The organism is Acinetobacter sp. YH16051 (assembly GCF_013417135.1).
Classification (GTDB): domain Bacteria; phylum Pseudomonadota; class Gammaproteobacteria; order Pseudomonadales; family Moraxellaceae; genus Acinetobacter; species Acinetobacter towneri.
The window spans coordinates 1-1,923 of record NZ_VPEN01000095.1 but is presented as its reverse complement, the minus strand read 5'-3'; the positions used below and the strand labels follow the sequence as shown (position 1 = coordinate 1,923).

The window sequence follows — 1,923 nt, the reverse complement described above, 5'->3', positions numbered from 1 at the left end:
GGCTATCCAATCAATACAGCATATAAATTAAAACAATCTAACATGAAAGAGATTTATCTAGCTCTAGCTCATGCTAGGGATACGATAGATCGACCTATAGCTTTAAGATATACAATAGGACTAGATAATAACCATTCATTCGATATTAACAAATTAACTAGAAAGATTAAGAGCTTATTTAAAGATGGGTACAGCTTTATATATAGCTTTGAATATGCAGAATACAAAGGATTGCATTTAGAAATGATGTTAGTAGTAGATCAGAATAAACATAATCCTTTAACAGTCTTTAACCTTTTAAGAAAGGTACTATTCAACTTAAATGGTGTAACCATAAATATTGAACAGGAATATAAGAAAGTTTCTTTTAACTTCCATGAACGAAAGGAAGAATATTTATCTGATTCAGGTGGAAGTAAAGTAGGACACAATTTAAAAAATGCAGAACAATTTAAAGATTGTATGTATCGAGCTTCATACCTAGCTAAACAGGATGACAAGCAACAAGTACAATATAAGAAAACATTTGGAACAACAACAGGCTAACAATGATCGACTATAATCAACATTTAATTAACAGCACATACAATCAACTCATTTCTAATTTAGTAGTATGGCAATATCTAACAAATAAAGTAAAAGCAGATACAGAACAAGGCTACAAAGTAGTGAAGAATAAAGAAAAGCTAGACAAGATCACATCAAACATTCTTGATGCTCTCCCTGCTTTAGATGGTATTGATTTAAGTAATGTAAAGCTATACATGCCACTTGTGGATGATGTAAAGCTATTAGAACAGTTTAAGGAGATAGAGCTATGACACTTTTATTATGCTCTGTAGCTGTAGCATTTATTATCTATCAACTCCGTACAATCTAGGGGATAGAGTATATCTCTTTTCCCCTCTCTCACGTATGAGGTGCGGTGCGCCTACACGCTTTTAGATTTAAAAACAATTTCCTTTTTATACATCATATACTCTATAAGGATTCGATTTAGATTATTTAAACTATCAATTAAAAAATTTAATTTATTTTCTAAAATTTCTAAATTTTCTTGATTATCAGTACTCATTTCTTGTTTAGTATATTGAAATGTATATTCTTTTATATTAAGTTGAACTTCTTGTATCTCTTTATCTTCAATTATTTCTAATAGTAAACTTACTCTATCTCTATACTTTCTATCATTCCTAAAGCTATTAATTCGATGAGTAGCTAAATCATCTCTATTAAAAAGGTCTTTATAGTTAATTGAACTATCTATTTTTCCATATCTATACATATAGTCATTTTTTAAATCTTCTACTATTTTTAAAATTTCTTTTGTTTCATTAGCTATAACTTCCTTTCCTTTCTGATCATGCCATTTTTTGTAAATATAAATAGCAACTATTATTGGTGATGCTATGGTTGCTGCTACTCCTAAATAAGTTCCCATCACATCTTGATAGGTAGCAATAATTGACCAATCCCAACTACATACATCCATACATTACTCCTTTAAAACTCTATATACAGTAGCAACGCCACAACCTACAGCTTTAGCTATTTCTTCTTTTGTTAAGCCTTTAGCACTCAATTCTTTAATTCTAGCATGTTTAGCTGTATCAGCTTTTTTGCCTGTAGGTTTGTATCCGCTTCTTTTTAAACCTTGTTTAATTCGCTCTCTACGCTTGTCATTGTCTAAACGTGCCATAGTGGCTAACAGGTCTATGAGCATGTTATTTACAAGATTTAGAATAGAGCTTGTAATGTTGTCGCTTGAATTAACAAGCATGTGTGTAGTCGGTAGATCAGCAACAACTAGCTTTAATCCTTTTTCTTTAATGCGACCTTTCAATACATCAAAATCATTTTGAGATAGTCTAGATAAACGGTCTACGCTTTCAACTAACAACGTATCTCCATTTCTTGATTCAC

The 1,923-nt window shown here is 30.8% G+C and carries 4 protein-coding genes; 2 read left to right on the top strand and 2 right to left on the bottom strand.

The window, feature by feature from the left end; genetic code table 11:
• On the top strand, positions 1-546 hold a 546-nt coding region (locus FTV41_RS14520; protein ID WP_179996744.1), incomplete at its 5' end, for an inovirus-type Gp2 protein.
• A gap of 2 nt (positions 547-548) precedes the next feature.
• The gene (locus tag FTV41_RS14515) at positions 549-821 is read left to right on the top strand and encodes a hypothetical protein (protein ID WP_179995758.1); all 273 of its coding nucleotides are present in this window, start codon (positions 549-551) and stop codon (positions 819-821) included.
• 110 nt (positions 822-931) lie between these two features.
• On the opposite strand, the gene FTV41_RS14510 is transcribed toward FTV41_RS14515, so the two are convergent.
• Both FTV41_RS14510 and FTV41_RS14505 read right to left on the bottom strand, forming a co-directional pair.
• Positions 932-1,492, bottom strand: coding sequence for a hypothetical protein (locus tag FTV41_RS14510; RefSeq protein ID WP_179995759.1), 561 nt, complete (start codon positions 1,490-1,492; stop codon positions 932-934).
• Positions 1,493-1,495: 3 nt separating this feature from the next.
• Positions 1,496-1,923: helix-turn-helix domain-containing protein (locus FTV41_RS14505; RefSeq protein ID WP_179996743.1), on the bottom strand; the 428-nt coding region annotated here is incomplete at its 5' end.

What these genes read in the sequence shown, in the direction of transcription:
- FTV41_RS14510 (WP_179995759.1), bottom strand. Translation starts at nt 1,492, where the DNA reads ATGGATGTATGTAGTTGGGATTGGTCAATTATTGCTACCTATCAAGAT.
- FTV41_RS14515 (WP_179995758.1), top strand. Translation starts at nt 549, where the DNA reads ATGATCGACTATAATCAACATTTAATTAACAGCACATACAATCAACTC.